The following is an 18,211-nucleotide window of genomic DNA, read 5'->3' on the forward strand; positions in this document are numbered from 1 at the left end:
CATTGCGAACCGTCTCCGGGCGAGCCCCGTGGCCGGCGGGCAGACGCTGATGGGGAGCACGCAAAAAAAACGGGCCGGCCAAAGAGGGGCATGGCCGGCCCGAAGGGTCTTAGGAGAGGATGCCTGATAAGGCCCCGCCTATTTGGGTTTCAAATTGCAATTGTGCAAGTGCGAAAAATTTGCTAAGGATTGCACGTTATGCAACTCACCGTCCGGCGCGGCGCGGTACAAAGCACCGGACCAGCAGGAGCGAGTTCATGCGCAGATTGCCGCCGCTGACCGCGATCGAAGCCTTTGTGCAGGTCGCGCGGCTCGGATCGGTGAAGGCGGCCGCCGAAGAATTGTCGCTGTCCTCGCCCGCGCTCAGCCGCCGGGTGCAGAATCTCGAGCATTTCCTAGGCCGCTTGCTGTTCGAGCGCCGCCACCATGCGATGGTCCTCACCGAGGATGGCGAAGCGTTGCTGGCCCGCGTATCGGCGCCGCTGGACGAGCTGGCGTCGGCCATCGAACTGTCGACGGGGCAGGCCGATCTCGTCCGGCTGCGCCTCGGCGTGCTGCCGCTCTTCGCTTCGCAGCGCCTGATCGGCGAATTGCCGGAGTTGCGCGAGATGCATCCCGAGCTTCATATCGATATCGACACGGCCGCCCATGGCACGGCGCGGTTGGGCGACGGACTGGATGCGGCGATCACGCTCGCCCAGTCGATAGACCCGGGCCTCTATTCGCGCGAAATCGATCATAACATCATCACGCCGATCGCCGCGCGCGGGCTGACGGTGCGCGGCGCGCCTGTGACCCATCCCGAACAGATCGCCGGGCTCACCATCCTGCTGCACCGGGACATGCCGGAGACCTTCCAGTTCTGGCGCAACGCGGTCGGCTATCCCAATCTCGAACCCGCGGCCGAGGATCATTTCGATTCGGGCCAGCTGATGCTCGATGCCGCGGCGCAGGGGCTCGGCGTCGCCTTCATGCTCGATTCGCATCTCCACGATGCAGACGACGACCGGCTGGTCCGCCTGTTCGATACCGAGGTGGAGAGCCCGTACAGCTACTGGTTCGCTTGCCGCCGCTCGGCGCTCCGGCGCAAGCCGGTCAAGCTGTTCCACGACTGGCTGTTCAGCCGCGTCTGCCGCCAGTCCAGCGGCCAGCCGGCCGCCAGCGCGGCTATTGCTGCAGCAATTTGACGATTTCGCGGGTAACGGCGCGGGGCGCCAGCCGGTTTGACTGGACCATCGCCTTGTTGACCGCGCCCGGAATCACGATCGCCTTGTTCTTCGCCAGACCCTTCAGCCCGGCTTCGACCACCGATTCGGGTTCGCCGGCGAATTTCTGGAACAGGGTCGTGTCGGTCATGTCGGCGCGATGGGCGAATTCGGTCTTGGTCGCGCCGGGGCACAGTGCGGTGACCGCGATATTGTGCGACTCCAGTTCCTCGTGCAGCGCTTCGGAGAGCGACAGGACGAACGCCTTGCTCGCATAATAGACGGCCATGCCGGGCCCGGCCTGGAAGGACGCGGTCGACGCGACGTTGAGGATCGCGCCGCCGCCATTGGCGAGCATGCTCGGGATCACCCGGTGGCAGAGCTGGGTAACCGCGAGCACATTCACCTGGATCATGTCGGTCTGGTCGCCGATCGGCAGGTTGCGAAACTCGCCGCGCGCGCCGAAACCGGCATTGTTGATCAGCGTGCCGACATGCGCGCCGGCCTGCTCGATCGTTTCGACGATCGCGTCGGGCGCGTCGTAATCGCTCAGATCCTCCGAGATCACGATCGTGTCGGGGCCGAGCTCTTCGGCCAGTTCCTTGAGCTTGTTCTTGCGCCGCGCGACGATGGCGACCTTGTCGCCGCGCTTCGCGCAGGCCCGGGCGAACAATTTGCCGAGCCCGCTCGATGCGCCGGTGACGAGGGTATAGGGGTTGGCCATCAGCCTAGCCGACGGTCATCGACTTGATGACGCCGGGATTGGCCGGCGGTTCGCCCTTGGGCAGCGCGTCGACATGTTCCATGCCGGAGATCACCTCGCCCCAGACCGTATACTGGCCGTCGAGGAACTCGGAATCGTCGAAGCAGATGAAGAACTGACTGTTCGCGCTGTTCGGGTCCTGCGCGCGCGCCATCGAACAGGTGCCGCGGACATGCGGTTCGCTGTTGAACTCCTGTTCGAGATTCGGCTTGTCCGAACCGTGCATACCGGTGCCCGTCGGATCGCCGCCCTGCGCCATGAAGCCGGGGATCACGCGATGGAAGACGACGCCGTCGTAAAAACCGTCCTTGGCCAGCTCGGAAATCCGGGCGACATGGTTGGGCGCAAGGTCGGGGCGCAGCTTGATGACGACATCGCCGCTGTCGAGCGAGATGGTAAGCGTATCGGACATGAACATTATCTCCTACTTAAAAATACCGGTCCAGCTACACCGTTGGTCCTGAGCTTGTCGAAGGGCGTTTTCCCAACGGAGAAGCGGGCTTCGACAGGCTCAGAGCCCTAACGGGACCGGAGCAACATGGCTTTGCTGGTCTCCCTAGGCAGCCTTGGCGCGCGAGGCCAGCCCATATTCTTCGGCGACAAGGCGATAGCTGTCCCGCCGGGCTTCGTGATCGGCCATGATATTGACGAGCATCATCTCGTCCGCGCCATATTCCCTTGCCACGTCGTCCAGCGCCGTGCGGCATTCGGCCGGGGTGCCGTGGATTACCCGGCGCTTGCGGGTCGAAAGCGCGGCCGGGTTGTTGTCCAGCCACTCCTCCGCGGTCTCGATCGCCGGGACGGGAATCAGCACGTTGCGCCGCAGCAGCGCGCCGAGCATCGCCGCGGGCTTGCCGAGCCGCGCCGCCGTTTCGGCATTCTCCGCCGCGATCACCCAGCTCGCGACCATCGTATGCGGCTGGGCGAGCCGCGCCGATGGCTTGAAGCGCGCGCGATATTCGGCCGTCATCGCCGCGCCTTCGGGATTGATGAAATCGGCGAAGCAATAGGGGAGACCGGCCTCGGCCGCCCAGAGCGCGCTGTCCATCGACGAGCCGAGCAGCCAGATGTCGGGCGTTCCGCCGCCCGATGGCAGCGTGTCCGCCAGCGGCGCGAAGGGATGATCCTCGGGCAGCGTGCCGTCGAAATAGGCGAGCAGTTCGGCGAGATTGTTGGGAAAATCGTCATGCGGCATCCGCCGGCTGCGGTCGCGCTGCAGCGCGAGCATGATCCGGCCGTCCCCGCCCGGCGCGCGGCCGAGCCCGAGATCGATGCGGCCCGGCGCCAGCGCGCTGAGCAGCGCAAAGGTCTCGGCGACCTTGAACGGCGAATAGTGCGGCAGCATGATCCCGCCCGATCCGACGCGGATCCGTGTCGTCGCCTGCGCGATCGGACCGATCAGCGCTTCGGGCGTGGCGCCGGCCAGCGCCGGACTCGCATGATGTTCGGCGACCCAGTAGCGATGATAGCCGAGGGCATCGGCATGGCGCGCCAGGTCGATCGTATCGGCGATCGCGTCGGCGGCGGTCCGGCCCTCGGCGATCGGCGACTGGTCGAGTACGGAGAGGCGGTATTCGGGCATATCGCGCATAGTAGCCCATCGTCCGCGCGAAGAAAGGCTGACAAGCGGTTCGGTTTCGGTTTAAGGCGCTGACGGGCCATCGGGATCGCACGAGGGAGGGCGCCGCATGAGTGAAACCGCCGCTGACGCTCCCGAAACGGAAAATCCCGAAACCGATCTCGACAAGGACGACCGGCTGAAACCGGAATTCGTCAATGCCGTCGTCGTTTCGCTGGAATCGGGCGACGACGAGGCCGCGCGCGAACTGGCCGGCCGCCTCCATCCCGCCGATATCGCCGACCTGTTCGAACAGGTCGAGCGGGACCGGCGCGCCGATCTCGCCGGGGCGCTCTCCGAACTGCTCGACGGCGAAGTCCTGGCGGAGATGAACGATTTCGTCCGCGAGGCGCTGGTCGACGAACTCGACAATGAGCAGGTCGCCGACCTCGCCGCCAACCTCGAGACCGACGATGCCGTCGCGATCATCGAGGACATGGAAGCCGGCGATCAGCGCGAGGTGCTCGATGCGCTCGAACCCGACGACCGGGCGGCGATCGAGGAAGCGCTCACCTATCCCGAAGAGTCCGCCGGCCGCGTCATGCAGCGCGAGCTCGTCGCGGTGCACGAGAATATGACGGTCGGCGATGTCATCGATTTCCTGCGCGACAGTCAGGACGACACGATGGATTTCTGGGAAATCTTCGTCGTCGACACCGCCCATCACCCGGTTGGCACCTGTGCGCTGAGCTGGATTCTCCGCACGCCCCGCGATTTTTCGATTTCCGACGTGATGAAGCGGGAACAGACGCTGATCCCGGTCGATATGGACCAGGAGGAGGTCGCACTGCGCTTCCAGAAATACGGGCTGATCTCGGCCGCCGTGGTCGACGATGCGGGGCGGCTCGTCGGTATGATCACGGTCGACGATATCGTCGACATCATCTCCGAAGAGGCGGGCGAGGATATCCTCAGGCTGTCGGGCGCGGGCGAGGGCGATATCAACCAGCCGATCGGCGAGGCCTATAGCGGCCGCGTCCGCTGGCTGGTCGCCAATCTCGGCACGGCGCTCGTCGCGAGCTTCATCATTTCGCTGTTCGGCGCGGCGATCGAGGAGATGGTCGCGCTCGCCATCCTGATGCCGATCGTCGCCTCGATCGGCGGCAATGCGGGGACCCAGACCATGGCGGTCGCGGTGCGCGCGCTGGCGATCAACGAGCTGACGCGCTCCAACACATGGCGGACGATCCGGCAGGAACTCGCGGTCGCCATATTGAACGGCGCGACGATCGCGGTGCTGATCGGCATCGGGGCCGCGCTCGTGTTTTCGAACTGGGCATTGGGCGGGGTCATCGCGGCGGCGATGCTCGTCAACATCATCATCGCCGGGCTCGCCGGCGTGTTCGTACCGGTCATTCTCGACCGGCTGAAGCAGGACCCGGCCGTCGCGTCATCGGTGTTCGTCACGATGATCACGGACTCCATCGGTTTCCTCGCCTTTCTCGGCTTCGCGGTCGCGTCGGGCCTGGTCGGGTAGAGTTTTTTGTCAGACTCGACCTGTCGGTCGAGCGCGGCAGTTTCCTTTTGTCAGAATTTTCCTTGCGGAAAATCGCGGCACCGGCCCGCACCCCCTCCCGACCTCCCATTGAGTGTACCCTAGTGGGAGGTCGGGAGGGGGTGCGGGCCGGTGCCGCGCTCGACCGTCGGGTCGAGTCTGACAAAAAGACTCCGGTGCGGCGCCCGAGCGAAGCGAAGGTCTGACAAAAACTGTCCCCCGCAACCGATCGCCAATCCGCACGCTTGATCGCGGGCGCTCGGCCGCCCAAATCAACACCATGGCGACGTTGCACATTACCAAGCCCGCCGTCGGATGCGATTCGATCGCCCGTATCCGGCAACGGCAAGCCCCGCGTATCGCCGATGGCGAGGTCACGATCACGACCCGCTACCGGCCGACGCGCCATGAGGAGCTGATCGGCGGTTCGATCTTCTGGATCATCAAGCACCGGCTCGTCGTCCGCCAGCGGATCCTCGGTTTCGTCGAGAGCGACGACGGCCGCTGGAACATCCGGCTCGACCCAAGGCTCATCCCGGTCCGCGCCCGCCCGAAGCGGGCGCACCAGGGGTGGCGCTATCTGAAAGGCGAGGATGCGCCGGCGGATTTCGACGGCGACGAGGACGGGATCGCCGAGATGCCGGCCAAGATGCTCAACGAGCTGGCGCGGCTGGGGTTGGTGTGAAGCGTTGATCCGGCTGTCGGTTTCGTTTGGGGAGCGGCGATTTCATCTTGGTCAGACTCGACCTTTCGGTCGAGCGCCGCACCAGCCCTCTCCCCCTCCCGGCCTCCCAACAGGGTACACTCAATGGGAGGCCGGGAGGGGGAGAGGGCCGGTGCGGCGACGTTGCGCGAGCAACGTTCTGACAAAGTATGCCCGGTGCCGCGACGTTGCGCGAGCAACGTTCTGATAAGTTAACGCCTGTCCAGGAATCCGCCGCAGCTGACCCGGCCCGATCCGACGCTGCGGTCGGTGCAGGCGGCGTTGCCGGAGACGATCACGACGCCGTTGCCGACCGCCGTCACATCGGCCTCGCGCTCGGCCGCGATCTCGATACTGCCGGGGCCGTTGAGGTTGACGGTCAGATCGTCGACGGTGAGCCCCGCGCCCGCAACCGTGCCCGGGCCTTCGACCGTCACGCGGCCCGTCTCGGCATGGCCGCCCACTTCCATGATGCCCGCGCCGGTCACCGCCAGCGCGATATGATCGGCGTCGATCTCGCCGACCGCGAGCCGGCCGTTGCCGCCGAGGCTGGCGAGCAGCCGTCCGCCTTCCATCCGGTCGATCTCGAGATCGCCGGTACCGATGACCGTCGCCTGCTCGATTTCGTGGGTGGTCAGGTAGAGGATCGCCGATTGCGTCTCGCGTTCGCCCGGATAGCCGCCCCAATTGCTGGAAACGTTGCGGCGGACGCGCAGTGTGTTGCCGACGACCTGCACCGCAATCTCGTTGATCGCGCGGTGATGGCCTTCGGCATAGGCCGAGGATCCCCTTCCGGTGGTGACGCGGACGACAAACGGGCCCTGGACCTGGATCCGGTCGAAGCCGGTTACCGAATAGCCGCGCCGTTCGGCCGCCGCCGGTATCGCCAAAGTCAGGGTCAGTATCGATGCGATCGCTACGATCACCGCTCTTGCGATCATATCCTGGCTTCTCCCAATTCGACCCAGCCGGCCCAGCGCGGCGATTTTTCCATATAGCCCTGCTCCTGCTCGCCGATCTTGAACCCGGCCCGGGCGATCGCCGCGCTGACCGGGCGGGTGAGATGGCAGCCGCCGCCGATCCGCTTCCAGACCGGTTCGATCCGCCGCTGCCATTTGGCGACCGATGCATCGGGAGCGGCGCCATGTTCGCAGAACAGCAACCGCCCCTCGGGTTTGAGGACGCGGCGCGCCTCGGCCAGCGCTTGCGCCTGGTCCTGCACCGAACACAGGGTGAAGGTCGTCAGCACCGTATCGAAGCTCGCATCGGGAAAGGGGAGGGCCTCGGCTATCCCGGGTTCGATATTGAACGGAATGCCTTCGGTCTTGGCGGCCTGATGCGCGCGGGTCAGCAGTTCGGGCGATGGGTCGACGCCCTCGACGCTGGTCACCTGATGCGGGTCGTACAGCGCGAAATTGGCGCCGCCTCCGGCACCCAGCTCGAGCACCCGGCCGTGCGCGCGCGGCACGACCTTGGCGCGGCGTTTCATGACCGGCGGCTGCGTGCAGCAAAAGCCGATCAGGCGCGGTACGACGTATCTTTCCCAAAGCCCTGCCATCGCCTGATCGTGCCACGCGTGACTCTCCTCTGCCAGCGCTAAATAATTAAGAATTGACTTAATTAAGTAATCTCTTAATTATTAGATCCATGGATGGTTTTGCAGCCCTCAGCGATTCGACACGGCGCGACATCGTGACCCTGTTGGCGCGGGGCGAGCAGCGCGCCAGTGCGATCGCCACGGGTTTCGAGATGACGGCGCCCGCCATTTCGCAGCATCTGAAAGTTCTGCGCAAGGCCGGCCTCGTGACCGTGGAAAAGCGCGGACGCGAGCGGGTCTACCGCCTCGATCCGGCCGGTCTTGCCGAGATGGAGCGATGGGTCGCCCGGACGCGGCGGTTGTGGAACGGGCGTCTCGATGCGCTCCAGCAGGTACTGGACGGGGAGGAATGACATGAAGGAAGAATTCGGTACGCAGCTGGAAAACGGGTCCTTGCGCTTCGTGCGCGATCTGCCCGGGCCGATCGAAAGGGTCTGGGAGCATTTCGTCGATCCGGCCAAACGCGCGCTCTGGTTCTGCGGCGGTACGATGACCGAAACCCCGGGTGAGACCTTTACTATGGTCTTCGACCATGGCCGGCTATCGGACGAGGCATTTCCCGATCGGTTCGCCGAACTGAAGGGCGGCGTGTCCTTCGAGGTGAAGCTGGTCGAATTCGATCCGCCCCGCCGCCTCGTCTTCCGCGATTTCACCCATGCCGGGGAGGATGGCGAGGTGCAGGTCGAACTCGAACCCGCCGGCGACCGGGTCCGGCTGACCCTGATCCAGTCGCCGAATCACGAGTTCGCCCAGCTGATCAGCGCGGCCGCCGGCTGGCAGGCGCATCTCGGCCTGCTGATCGATGCGCTGACCGGCGATCCGCGGCGCGCCTTCTGGGCCGAACATGCGACGGCCGAGGAACATTATCGCGCGGCGCTCAGCCCGCTGTCCTGATCCGGGCCGTGTCTGCCAGCTTACTGGTAGAAGATATGACCGCCGATCTGGGCGACCCGCTGACGCGTCCGCGAGAAACCGGGGCGCACATAGCGCGCGTGGAAGAACAGGGCCTCGCCGACCATCGGCTCGCTGATGCCGTTGCGGGCATCGATCGCGATGTCGACCATGCGGTCCCAGAGCGGGCCCGAGCGATTGGGTTGGTGGCGGCGGATATTCGAAAATTGCCGGCGCTGATAGACGACGCCGCAGATCGTGTCGGGGAAAAGCGGTGAGGCGACGCGGTTCATCACGACCTGCGCGACGGCGAGCTTGCCATCGCGGGGTTCGCCTCGCGCTTCATTGCTGATCGTGCGGACCAGGCATTCCAGCTCGTCGTCATGCGCGTCGTTGATCGCGACGGCCGCCGTCGTTTCGTCTTGGTCGGTCGCTTCTGTCGCCGTCGTTTCCTCGGCGCTGCCGACATCTTCGCTCAATGCGTCGAGGTCGATCACCGGCTCTTCGATCGGCTTGGCCAGTATGTCCGGCAGCGACGCATCGAAGCCGGCTTCGGCCAGAAGCTCGTCATCCTCAGCGGCAATCGCCGTTTCGCCCGTTCCGGCGGCGAAACCGGTTGCCATCGGCACCGCGGCAATCGCGGCGGCGGCCATGGCGGACATTCCAAAAATCACTCGCTTACGTCCGAAGGACATAAAAACTCCATCGCGTGCGCCAAATGGCGCGGGCCGGCGCCAAAACATACTCGAAACTAATTGCTGACCCGCTCTGCATTTCACGGCTTGCAAGATGGACGCGGTCGCGACGCATCTGTGCCTTGTTGACCCCGTAATTGTATTGTGCAGTGCAGCATTACAAGTTGATTACGATGAGCCGTGGACCCAACACGACGACTTGCGCAACAAAATTACACGATTTTCGTGGCGTTGGAATCACTAAGTCTTTGAAAAATATAGACCGTTAACCAGTATCAAAATGAAACTTGCTGAATTTTTGATAAATTCGGGCCTGTGCGGAAGGGACTCGCCGTTCGGTGCCCGGCTCTGCTAGTTTCGTCACGGAGAATCGCTCGCAATATCGTCTGGAGCGACATTGGGGGACCTGATGCGGCGATCGCGCCTCACTGTATTCATGGTCACCGGCCTGGTCGCCGGGACGATTCTGGGGTCCTGTACCGAAGCCCGGACGGCGCCGCGCGCGATGGTCATCAGCCAGCAATCCGCGAACGCACCGGTGGTCGCCGAATCGGCGGCCGAGGCTCCCGCGGTGGACGAGCCCGTGGCCGGCGTCCCGGCGGAAACACCCGAAGCGGCCGCCGACGGCGTCACCGCGCCCGAACAGCCCGAAGCGACGGTTCCGGACGACCCGCGCACCTATACGATCCTCGGCGTCGGCGACATCATGATGGGCAGCGACTGGCCCGAGCCCGGCATGGACCCGCGCGTCATACCGGGCGGCGATCCGGCGATGGTGATGGGGCCCGCACTCGCCGCGATCTTCGGCGAAGCGGATGCCGTGTTCGGCAATTATGAGGGTACGATCCACACCAGCGACGAAGATGCCAAGACCTGCGGCAATCCGGAATTCTGCTATGTCTTCCGCAGCCCGCCCTTTCATGCCGATTATCTGAGGCGTGCCGGTTTCACGATCATGTCGCATGCCAACAACCATGCCCGCGATTTCGGCGAGAGCGGCCGCACCGCGACCTATGAGAATCTCACCCGCACCGGCATGGCGGTGGCCGGCGGCGATCGCGACGGGATGCGGATCGGCATCCAGACGCTCGACGACGGCCGTCGTGTCGCGCTCGTCGCGTTCGGGCACAATCCGGGTCTGCTCAGCGTCCAGAATTATGCGCGCGTTGGCGAGATGGTGCGCGCGGCCGATGCGCAGGCCGATATCGTCATGGTCTCGTGCCATATCGGCGCGGAAGGCGCGCGCTATGATCGGGTCACGCGCGAGACCGAGATGTATCTCGAGGAAGACCGCGGCAACCCCTTCCGTTTCGCGCGCGCCGCCGTCGATGCCGGGGCCGATATCGTCTTCTGCCACGGGCCGCATATCCCGCGGGCGGTCGAGGTCTATCAGGGGCGGTTCATCGCCTACAGCCTCAGTAATTTCTGGACCTATGGCCGGTTCAACCTGCGCGGGCATAATGGCCTTGCCCCGGTCGCCCGGCTCGAGGTCGATGGCGAGGGCGCGCTGGTTTCGGCCGATATCGTGTCCGCGCGGCAGGATCGCCCCGGCGGGCCCTATCTCGATCGCAGCAACGCGGCCGCCCAGCGGACCGCCGTGCTGACGGCGCGCGATTTCCCCGAAAGCCGAGTGCGGATCGGGTTCGACGGCCGGCTCGACTGGCCGCGCTAGGACATCAACCTAGGCGTTACTGCCGTCCTCCCCGGTATCGAACTTGTCCCGCCGCCGGTTGCCGAACAGCATCCGCCGTTCGAGCCGCGTGCTGAGCGCCGCGTAGTAAGCGCTCAGGAACGCCCGGTCCTCTTCCTCCTCACGCCATTCCCAGCCGATCTTGCCGCGAATGGTCGCCGCGACGTTCGCCTCGGTTTCGGCATTGCCCGCGCGCAGCACGTTTTCGAGCGTCTGCAGTTCATATTCGCCATAGGCGTCGAGCTGGTCCTCGGTGAAGGCGAAAGCGCCGGCCGCCTCGCCATTGCCGCCGGCGAGATCGATTTCGAGCTTGCGGCGCGGGGCATGGACGACCCAGGTCCCTGCGACGATGTCGCCGACGCGCAGCCGGTCCCGGTTGAACAGCGGGAAGAAGAGGAAGATTCCGGCCCAGGCCAGGCCGATCAGCGCGATCCACCCGTCCACGCCCTCGCCGCCCGCCAGGAAGGAAAGCGGCAGGAAGACCTCGATCTCGCGCATCAGGTTGCGGGCGATGACGGCATCGGCGGTCAACCGCCCGCCGTCGCGCGCCACGACCCGAAGCCCGACCGCCCGTTTTCCGAGTGTTGCCGACCGCCGGCCGATCTCGAAGGCGATGAAATAGAAATTCCGCAGCAGGAAGAAGCCGAGCAGCCAGATCACCGCGACGATCTCCAGCCCGGCGAGCGAGCCCGATCCGACGGTTCCCAGCCCCGCCGAGACGACGGCGATGGTGAAGGCGGTGAGGATGACGATCAGCAGGATGAAATCGATGAGGAAGGCCCCGGCGCGCTGGCCGGCGGTGGCGAGTTTGAGCCGGAGATCGACGCCTTCGGGCGTGATCAGCGTGCGCTCGGTCGCGCCATAGGGCAGGGCCGGGTTAATGCTCGCCATCGCCGAGCCTCGGAACGTAGAAATAGGCACACCAGGTCGCGAACATCGCGGCGGCGATCGCGTAGCGCGTCCAGTCGTCGGTGATGAGCTGGCGGCCGAACCCCTCGAGCAATCCGGCAAAAAGCAGCATCACGATCACGCCGATCATCGCGGTCGCCGCCGTGCGACCCGCGCGCCGCGCCGCGGCCAGCCGGCTCTCCATGCCCGGAAAGATGATCTTCGTGCCGATATGCAGTCCCGCTGCCCCGGCAAGCGCGATGGCGAACAGTTCGGTCGAACCGTGGATCAGCAGCCAGCCGCCCAGTTCGAAGCCCAGTCCATTGTCCACGAACAGCGCGACGAACGCGCCGAGTATCGCGCCATTATAGACCATCAGCAGCGCGGTCGGGACGCCGAAAGCGAAGCCCAGCGCGAAGGCGAAGATCGAGACCTGGGCATTGTGGGTGAAGAGATAGGTGGCGAACACGCCGAGCCCGTTGCGCTCGTTATCGTCATAGAGTGTCGCGCGCAGCGCCTCGGCGGTCGCGTCCGGCCCGCGCTCCGCGGCGAGGCCGCTCGGGATGATCGCGTTGAACCAGCTCGGATCGTTGCTGACCAGGAGATAGGCGGCGATCGTCCCGGCCAGCATCAGGACGATGGCGATCAGCGTCTCGCGCCAGATGCGGCGGACGGCCGCCGGCCAGTCGTTCGTGAAGAAATGCATGGCCCGCTGCCCGAAGCTCGTGCGGACGCCGTAGACGAAGAAATAGGCGCGCGTGCACAGCCCTTCGAGATAGGCGATCAGCGCCATGTCGAGCGACGTCGCCCGGGCGACCGACAGCGCCGACAGCGCGGACCGGTAGAGGACGGGCAGTTCGAGCAGATCCTCGTCCGAGAGCCTCCTCACCGAGCCGCCCTCGGCCCGGCGGAGCAGTTCCTCGAGGCGCGCCCAGTCGGCCTCGCGTTCTTCCCGGAACGTCGTGCTGCTGAAGATCGCCTGACCGGCCACGCGTTCCATCAGAGAAGGCTCCGCCGTTTGAGTTCGACATAATTGGCGACGAGCCGGGTACCGACCTCGTCATGCCCGGCTTCGAGCACATGCGCGCCCATCCGCTGCAGACGCGCGATCACGATCGCCCGCTCGCGGAGCAGCGCATGGGCGGTGACGGCGCGCGAGACATCGGCCGAATCCTCCGGTTTCCGATGCGCGAGCGCGGTCAGTTCGGCATCGCGCAGCACGACGAACAGCACGAGATGCCGGTCGAGCAGCCGGCCCGCCGCGCGCAGCATCAGCTCCGCGCTCGTCGGGTCGGCGAAATCGGTGAACGCGATCACGAGCGAGCGGCGGTGGAGCTGCGCGGCGAGCGTCGTCAGGGCGAGCGTGTAATTGCTCTCCTCCGGCGCGTAATCGATATCCGCGGCGGCCCGTTGCAGCGCCGAGAAAGCGCGCGCGCCGGCGACGGTCGGGCTGGCGACCTGCGGCCGCCCGGCAAAGGCGAAGAGGCTCGCCCGGTCGCCGGCCTTGAGCGCGACATAGGCGGTCAGCAGCGCGGCCGAGATCGCGCGGTCGATGCGCGGCAGACCGGCGATCGGCTCGCACATGGTTCGCCCGGTATCGAGTGCGAAGACGATATGGTTGTTGCGCTCCGTCCGATATTCCTTGGCCAGCAATTCGGTATGCCGGGCCGACTGTTTCCAGTCGATCGTCCGCCGGTCCATACCGGGCTGGAACTCGGTCATCGAATCGAATTCGGTGCCGTCGCCGCGATCGAGCTGGGCGATCAGGCCATGGGCCGCGTCGCGCAGATAGAGCTGGATGCCCTTGTCCCGGATGAACGCGATGTTGGGCGTCACGACGATTTCCGCGCCGAAATAGTCGCGCTTCTGGACCCAGGCGAGGCCGAGCGGACCCGTCCAGCGGGTCCATAGATGGCCGATCGTCGCCGTGCCGCGCCGGTTCGCGGTGAACGCCGTATCGATCTCCGCCTGTCCGTCGATCATCGGCGCGCCGGCTCGCCGCCCGCCGCCCGCATCAAGTTTTTCGTCGACGCTGAGCGCGACCTCGATCCGGCGCGGCGCGGTCCCCCGGTCGGTCGCGCCGCCGTCCGGACCCGTCGGGAAGCGCAACCGGCTGGTCACGGTGAAGGGCGTGCCGACGCCGATCGTCGCCGGTTTTTCGAGTTCGGCGTCGAGCGAGGCCGGGCGCCCGGCGCTCAGCGCGTCGAGCAGGATCAGTGCCGTGATCACCGCGATCCAGATCAGCCCGAGAAACCAGTATTGCGGGATCACCACGCCGATGACGAGCGCAGCCGGCGCGCCGAGCGCCATCAGGATGACGGACCGGGCGGTCGGGTAGATCATGCGAGTGGCACCAACCGATCCGTTAGTCCTGAGCCCGTCGAAGGGGCGGTCGGGTCGGATCGTCCCCCAGACGATCCTGAAACATTCGGGGAATGTTTCACCCGATCCGCCTCCGCCGATAGACGTCCTTCGACAGGCTCAGGACTAGCGGCTCTGTCGGAGATTGCCGCCCTCCATCGCCCGACTGAAAAGTTATCGCTGTCGCTCACCGGGGCGCCTCCACCTGTTCGATCAGCTGCGCGACGATGCCGTCGGCGTCGCGCCCGTCGATCTCGGCCGCAGCGGAAAGGATCACGCGATGGCGCAGCACGGCGGGCGCCAGCGCCTTCACATCGTCGGGGATGACATAATCGCGTCCGTCCAGCGCCGCGCGCGATCGTGCCGCGCTGGCCAGCATCGCCGCCGCGCGCGGGCTGGCGCCGGCGTCGAGATCGGCGGTCTCCCGCGTCGCGCGGATCAGCGAGACGATATAGTTGGTCACATCGGGCACCAGCTTGACGGTCGCGACGGCCTCGATCGCCGCCGAGATGGCCGCGCCGTCGGCCACCGTTTCGATATCGAAATCCGCCGCCTTGGGCGCGCCGAACCGGCTGCCATGGACGGCGACGATCTTCTGTTCCTCCGCCTCGCTCGGATAGCCGACCGCGAGTTTGAACAGGAACCGGTCGAGCTGGGCTTCGGGCAGCGGGTAGACGCCCTGCTGCTCGATCGGGTTCTGGGTCGCGACGACCATGAACCGGTCCGACAGCCGGTGGGTTTCGCCGTCGATCGTCACCGCGCGTTCCTGCATCGCTTCGAGCAGCGCCGCCTGGCTCTTCGGCGGCGTGCGGTTGATCTCGTCGGCCAGCAGCAGTTCGCAGAAGATCGGGCCGCGGGTCAGTTTGAACTCGCTGGTCTGGAAGTTGAACAGGTTGGCGCCGATAATGTCGCTCGGCATCAGGTCGGGCGTGAACTGGATGCGCCCGAAATCGAGTCCCAGCGCACGCGAGAAGCATTGGGCAAGAAAGGTCTTGGCAGTGCCCGGCGGCCCTTCTAGCAGGCAGTGGCCCGCGGAAAACAGCGCGATCAGCAAATGATCGACGATCTCCTGCTGCCCGACGATCGCCTTGGCGATTTCGCTGTGGATGCTCGCGCCGAGCGGTTTGATCTCTTCAACCTTCATGGGTGACGGCCTTTCTCCAGTCGTACAGCGCCCGTGCGGCGTCGCGTATGTCTTGGCGGTTATGAGCGCGTTCGGCCGCGCGGGCGAGCGTGCTGAACGGCGGCATGGTCTCGGGGCCGAGCCCGTCGAGCCAGCGATCGAGCGCGTCCCCGTCGAGCTGGCGCGGATTGCCGATCGCCGCGACGGCCGCGTCGCGCGTCATCGCGACATAGCGTTCGCTCGACAGATGTTCGCGCCGCGCGAGGCGCAGCAGTTCGGCGCTGTTGTCGACCAGCGCGCGCTTGCCGAAGGCGATGGCGCGGGCGGGGCGCAGGGTCGGCCCGAACCGGTAGATCGCCTGGAGACCGGCAAGCAGCGCGGCGGCGAGCAGGCACAGGGTCAGCGCGAGGAAGGGCGGATCGAAGGCGAGGGTCAGCAGGTTGCGCGATCCGCCGAAACCGTTGGCGACGAGATCGAAGCGGTAGGGGCCGTCGTTCAGGTTCAACTCGCCGAGCAGCATCAGTGCGGCGCGCGTCCGGTCCCTGTCGGCCAATATCTGATTGTTGATCAGATCGGGGTCCGACAGGATATAGATCTGCGTATTGTGAACATTGGCGAGGACGAATTCGTCCTTCGCGGTTTCCATCAGCGGCGAAAGGTCGCGTCCCGACATCGTCTGCAGATTCCCCGGCGCGCGAAATTCGACCTGGTTCAGCATCCCGCTCTGCAGGCGCGCGCCGGCCGCTGTTTCGCCGGTCGAAACGCTGATCGCGGCGAGGTCCGAGAGCATATGGGCGACGCTCGGGCCGATCCCGGCATCGACCCATTGGACGCGGTCCCGCTCGCCTTGCACCGGAAAGGTCATCCATTTCGGCAGCACGATCAGGAGCGGGCCCCAGCGATCGTCGATCAGCGCGGCGACGCGATCCGGATCGCTGCCCGGTTCCAGGGTGAGGATGGTGAGCCCTGTGTTGCGTGTGCTGTCGCCGCTGCGCAGATAATCGACATCCGCGCCTGTCGCCTCGAGCAATGTGTATACGCCCCGAAAACCGACCGCGGAGGTCGACAGGCCGTGCGCGCGCCCGTCGCGCCCGCTGCGCAGCTCCGGCGCATAGGCGGTCAGCAGCAGGAACGCCGCGAAGCCGACGATACCGGCAATGACGAGCAGCATCACGGTCCGCGCGCTGAAGGGGGAGGCGGCCTCGGTCACGTCCAGCTCGTGCCGAAGGCGAATTGCTCATAGGCGGCGCGCGCCTCGGTCCAGCCCTTCTCGTCGACCGGGCGGACCGCGAAGATGCCGCGTTCGACGACGCCGGCGATGGACGAAAACGCCGTGCGCGCCGGCGCGGGCAGGGCGGGCGCGTTCGCAATGTCGCGGCTCGTCAGCGCCGGCCGCAGGAAATCTGGCAGCCGCTCCTCGATATCGGCGATGCTGCGAAACAGCAGCAGATGCGCCGCCTCGGCATAGCGGCCCTGTTTGGCGAGCGCGTCGGCTTCCCCGAGCAGGCTCTGCGCGGCCCTGGCCTCGGGCCGCCAATATTCATCGTCCGGCTCGTCTTCGGCCGGCGCCGGCCGGCCGGCGAAGCGATAGTAGAGCGCGCGTCCGATGCCGAACAGGATGAGGGCGGCAAGACCGATCACGACGACCCAGAACAGGCCCTGCCAGACAGGCCCCGTCGTTTCGAGCCATTCGAGCAGCCGCACCAGCCAGCCGGGCGGATCGGCCTGGGGTATCTCGAAGCGCGCCATTTCGGTCTGGAACCGCTCGCTTTCGACGAGCTCGCGATAGGCCGTCTCGAAATTCTGCTTGTCTGCATTGGCGATCGGCGGTGCCGCTGCCGTCATAGGCTGATCCGTTTCCCCTCGCGACTGCCACCTGCATACCGCGCGGGCCGGGTCATGGCGAGGGCCGATCTCGCCCCCGGGAAACGGCTTTGGCCTTTCACGCGTTGGCAGGTTATGGACGCAAACGACTTGATCAGGAGACACAGATGAAATTGGGATCGCTCAAGGCTGGCCGGGACGGGAAACTGGTCGTTGTCAGCCATGATCTCGCCTGGTGCGCCGATGCCGCGCATATCGCACCGACCCTGCAGGCGGCGCTCGACGATTGGGATACGATCGCGCCGCAGCTCGAGAATCTTGCGACCGACCTCGCGCACGACGCCATTCCCAAGGAACGGTTTCACGAGCGCGAGGCGGCATCGCCGCTGCCGCGCGCCTATCAATGGGCGGATGGGTCTGCCTATGTGAATCACGTCGTCCTCGTGCGCAAGGCGCGCGGCGCCGAGATTCCTGACAGTTTCTGGGAAGACCCGCTGATGTATCAGGGCGGCTCGGACGGGTTTATCGGTCCGCGCGATCCGATCCCGCTTCCCGACGAGGAATGGGGCTGCGATCTCGAGGCCGAGATCGTCGTCGTCACCGGCGATGTGCCGCAGGGCGCGAGCCGCGACGAGGCGCTGGGTGCGATCCGGCTCGTCGGGCTAGTGAACGACGTATCCTTGCGCAACCTGATTCCCGCCGAGCTCGGCAAGGGGTTCGGCTTCGTCCAGTCGAAACCGGCGAGCGCCTTTTCGCCGGTATTCGTGACACCGGACGAACTCCCCAACTGGAAGGAGGGCAAGCTGCACGGGCCGCTGATGGTCGATCTCAACGGCAAGCCGTTCGGCCGCGCCGATGCCGGCGAGGACATGACCTTCGATTTCGGCACGCTCGTCGCGCACCTCGCAAAGACGCGGAACCTCGTGGCGGGTTCCATCATCGGTTCGGGCACCGTGTCCAACCGCGACGAAGATGGCGGTCCGGGCAAGCCGATCGACCAGGGCGGACGCGGCTATAGCTGCCTCGCCGAGGTCCGGATGGTGGAGAAGATCCTCGACGGCGAGATGAAGACGCCCTTCCTTTCGCACGGCGACACCGTACGCATCTGGATGGAAGACGAACACGGCCATGCCACGTTCGGCACGATCGAGCAGGAAGTGGTGGAGGTCTGAATGCTGCTGGTTAGGCTATAGAAGAAACAGTGAACCGTTCCCCAACAGGGCAAATATGATGAGGGGTGGCATGCAAATTTTGAAATTGATGTTCTTCCAGCCGCCGGCGCTACGCAACTGAACGATCCAAACCATGTGAAACAGGAGGAAGTTGACCGCGACCGCGATGAGGAAGAGGTCAAATGT

Annotated in this window: 19 protein-coding genes; 7 read left to right on the top strand and 12 right to left on the bottom strand. The window is 65.7% G+C overall.

Going from position 1 to position 18,211, the window contains the following annotated elements; translation table 11 throughout:
* Positions 1-257: 257 nt before the first annotated feature.
* Positions 258-1,187: a LysR substrate-binding domain-containing protein gene (locus tag HFP57_RS14750; RefSeq protein WP_176870492.1), complete on the top strand. Its 930-nt coding sequence runs from the start codon at positions 258-260 to the stop codon at positions 1,185-1,187.
* Here HFP57_RS14750 and HFP57_RS14755 read toward each other — a convergent pair.
* The 3 genes from HFP57_RS14755 to HFP57_RS14765 all read right to left on the bottom strand — a co-directional run bounded on the left by HFP57_RS14755 (position 1,168) and on the right by HFP57_RS14765 (position 3,559).
* A complete protein-coding gene (locus HFP57_RS14755) occupies positions 1,168-1,929 on the bottom strand; it encodes an SDR family NAD(P)-dependent oxidoreductase (RefSeq protein WP_176870493.1) in 762 nt (253 codons plus the stop codon). The genes HFP57_RS14750 and HFP57_RS14755 overlap by 20 nt on opposite strands.
* 4 nt (positions 1,930-1,933) lie before the next feature.
* A complete protein-coding gene (locus HFP57_RS14760) occupies positions 1,934-2,380 on the bottom strand; it encodes a peptidylprolyl isomerase (protein ID WP_176870494.1) in 447 nt (148 codons plus the stop codon).
* A gap of 144 nt (positions 2,381-2,524) precedes the next feature.
* Positions 2,525-3,559: an LLM class flavin-dependent oxidoreductase gene (locus HFP57_RS14765; protein ID WP_246263188.1), complete on the bottom strand. Its 1,035-nt coding sequence runs from the start codon at positions 3,557-3,559 to the stop codon at positions 2,525-2,527.
* A gap of 97 nt (positions 3,560-3,656) precedes the next feature.
* On the opposite strand from HFP57_RS14765, the gene mgtE reads away from it, so the two are divergent.
* Together mgtE and HFP57_RS14775 are read left to right on the top strand one after the other, a co-directional pair.
* Positions 3,657-5,063: a magnesium transporter gene (gene mgtE, locus HFP57_RS14770; RefSeq protein WP_176870495.1), complete on the top strand. Its 1,407-nt coding sequence runs from the start codon at positions 3,657-3,659 to the stop codon at positions 5,061-5,063.
* Positions 5,064-5,361: 298 nt separating this feature from the next.
* Positions 5,362-5,766, top strand: a complete 405-nt coding sequence (locus HFP57_RS14775) for a DUF1489 family protein (RefSeq protein ID WP_176870496.1) — start codon at positions 5,362-5,364, stop codon at positions 5,764-5,766.
* Positions 5,767-5,996: 230 nt separating this feature from the next.
* Here the strand turns inward: HFP57_RS14775 and HFP57_RS14780 are convergent, their stop codons facing one another.
* A complete protein-coding gene (locus HFP57_RS14780) occupies positions 5,997-6,725 on the bottom strand; it encodes a GIN domain-containing protein (RefSeq protein ID WP_176870497.1) in 729 nt (242 codons plus the stop codon).
* Positions 6,722-7,342, bottom strand: coding sequence for a class I SAM-dependent methyltransferase (locus tag HFP57_RS14785; protein WP_176870498.1), 621 nt, complete (start codon positions 7,340-7,342; stop codon positions 6,722-6,724). Before HFP57_RS14785 ends, HFP57_RS14780 begins: the two co-directional genes overlap by 4 nt.
* Positions 7,343-7,431: 89 nt before the next feature.
* Between HFP57_RS14785 and HFP57_RS14790 the strand changes: the two genes are divergently transcribed.
* On the top strand, positions 7,432-7,734 hold the full coding sequence (locus HFP57_RS14790) for an ArsR/SmtB family transcription factor (protein ID WP_176870499.1): 303 nt from the start codon (positions 7,432-7,434) through the stop codon (positions 7,732-7,734).
* A gap of 1 nt (position 7,735) precedes the next feature.
* Positions 7,736-8,275, top strand: coding sequence for an SRPBCC family protein (locus tag HFP57_RS14795; RefSeq protein WP_176870500.1), 540 nt, complete (start codon positions 7,736-7,738; stop codon positions 8,273-8,275).
* A 20-nt stretch (positions 8,276-8,295) separates the two neighbouring features.
* On the opposite strand, the gene HFP57_RS14800 is transcribed toward HFP57_RS14795, so the two are convergent.
* A complete protein-coding gene (locus HFP57_RS14800; protein WP_176870501.1) occupies positions 8,296-8,934 on the bottom strand; it encodes a cell wall hydrolase in 639 nt (212 codons plus the stop codon).
* Positions 8,935-9,376: 442 nt separating this feature from the next.
* Here HFP57_RS14800 and HFP57_RS14805 point away from each other — a divergent pair, with 442 nt between their 5' ends.
* A complete protein-coding gene (locus tag HFP57_RS14805; protein ID WP_176870502.1) occupies positions 9,377-10,639 on the top strand; it encodes a CapA family protein in 1,263 nt (420 codons plus the stop codon).
* 9 nt (positions 10,640-10,648) lie between these two features.
* Here the strand turns inward: HFP57_RS14805 and HFP57_RS14810 are convergent, their stop codons facing one another.
* From HFP57_RS14810 to HFP57_RS14835, 6 genes are all read right to left on the bottom strand, one after another.
* Positions 10,649-11,548 carry an RDD family protein gene (locus HFP57_RS14810; protein WP_176870503.1) on the bottom strand — a complete coding sequence of 300 codons (900 nt, stop codon included), beginning with the start codon at positions 11,546-11,548 and terminating at the stop codon, positions 10,649-10,651.
* On the bottom strand, positions 11,535-12,545 hold the full coding sequence (locus HFP57_RS14815) for a stage II sporulation protein M (RefSeq protein WP_176870504.1): 1,011 nt from the start codon (positions 12,543-12,545) through the stop codon (positions 11,535-11,537). The genes HFP57_RS14810 and HFP57_RS14815 overlap by 14 nt, the downstream gene beginning before the upstream one ends.
* Positions 12,545-13,888 (bottom strand): DUF58 domain-containing protein, encoded by a 1,344-nt coding sequence (locus HFP57_RS14820; RefSeq protein WP_176870505.1) that lies wholly within the window; start codon positions 13,886-13,888, stop codon positions 12,545-12,547. Before HFP57_RS14820 ends, HFP57_RS14815 begins: the two co-directional genes overlap by 1 nt.
* 205 nt (positions 13,889-14,093) lie before the next feature.
* On the bottom strand, positions 14,094-15,050 hold the full coding sequence (locus HFP57_RS14825) for an AAA family ATPase (RefSeq protein WP_176870506.1): 957 nt from the start codon (positions 15,048-15,050) through the stop codon (positions 14,094-14,096).
* Positions 15,040-16,239, bottom strand: a complete 1,200-nt coding sequence (locus HFP57_RS14830) for a DUF4350 domain-containing protein (RefSeq protein ID WP_176870507.1) — start codon at positions 16,237-16,239, stop codon at positions 15,040-15,042. Before HFP57_RS14830 ends, HFP57_RS14825 begins: the two co-directional genes overlap by 11 nt.
* Positions 16,236-16,874 carry a hypothetical protein gene (locus HFP57_RS14835; protein ID WP_176870508.1) on the bottom strand — a complete coding sequence of 213 codons (639 nt, stop codon included), beginning with the start codon at positions 16,872-16,874 and terminating at the stop codon, positions 16,236-16,238. Before HFP57_RS14835 ends, HFP57_RS14830 begins: the two co-directional genes overlap by 4 nt.
* 146 nt (positions 16,875-17,020) lie before the next feature.
* Between HFP57_RS14835 and HFP57_RS14840 the strand changes: the two genes are divergently transcribed.
* On the top strand, positions 17,021-18,025 hold the full coding sequence (locus HFP57_RS14840; protein WP_176870509.1) for a fumarylacetoacetate hydrolase family protein: 1,005 nt from the start codon (positions 17,021-17,023) through the stop codon (positions 18,023-18,025).
* The last annotated feature ends 186 nt before the right edge of the window (positions 18,026-18,211 follow it).

Origin of the sequence: Parasphingopyxis algicola (assembly GCF_013378075.1) — a bacterium.
Taxonomy (GTDB): domain Bacteria; phylum Pseudomonadota; class Alphaproteobacteria; order Sphingomonadales; family Sphingomonadaceae; genus Parasphingopyxis; species Parasphingopyxis algicola.